1 protein-coding gene is annotated in these 322 nt (G+C 37.0%); it reads left to right on the top strand.

The window, feature by feature from the left end; translation table 11 throughout:
• Nucleotides 1–86: 86 nt before the first annotated feature.
• Nucleotides 87–233 carry a hypothetical protein gene (locus tag R0J92_RS22165; protein WP_410612051.1) on the top strand — a complete coding sequence of 49 codons (147 nt, stop codon included), beginning with the start codon at nucleotides 87–89 and terminating at the stop codon, nucleotides 231–233.
• The last annotated feature ends 89 nt before the right edge of the window (nucleotides 234–322 follow it).

The raw sequence follows: 322 nt of genomic DNA, 5'->3' as shown, positions 1-322 counted from the left end.
CTTATAATTTTCAGCTTCGAGATCATAAAGAAGTGATCGAAGTAAGAGGAGGTGCGCTGTCTTTAATTAGGTAAGGGGGGAGGTAAATGGGTGGTCATATCATTAGAATCGGAATGCTTTCCGTTTGGATTGGCATTTTAGGTTTATGTCTTTCTATGTTTGGAAGCCATTACCCTGCTTTTAAAACAGGTATTCAAGTAATGGTGGATCGTATTACAGAAGGAATGTATTAAAAAAAGATAATTAAAGGAGAAATGAAAAATGATATCACAACATACTACAGAAATCGGTTATGGAGCAATAGCGGCGGTGTTAATTGCGG

This window comes from Tritonibacter sp. SIMBA_163 (assembly GCF_046535935.1).
Classification (GTDB): domain Bacteria; phylum Pseudomonadota; class Alphaproteobacteria; order Rhodobacterales; family Rhodobacteraceae; genus Epibacterium; species Epibacterium scottomollicae.
The sequence above is the reverse complement of the archived record's forward strand: the minus strand, read 5'-3'. Positions and strand labels throughout refer to the sequence as shown.

Excerpts from the sequence above, each read along its gene's own strand:
- R0J92_RS22165 (WP_410612051.1), top strand. The coding sequence starts at position 87 with ATGGGTGGTCATATCATTAGAATCGGAATGCTTTCCGTTTGGATTGGC.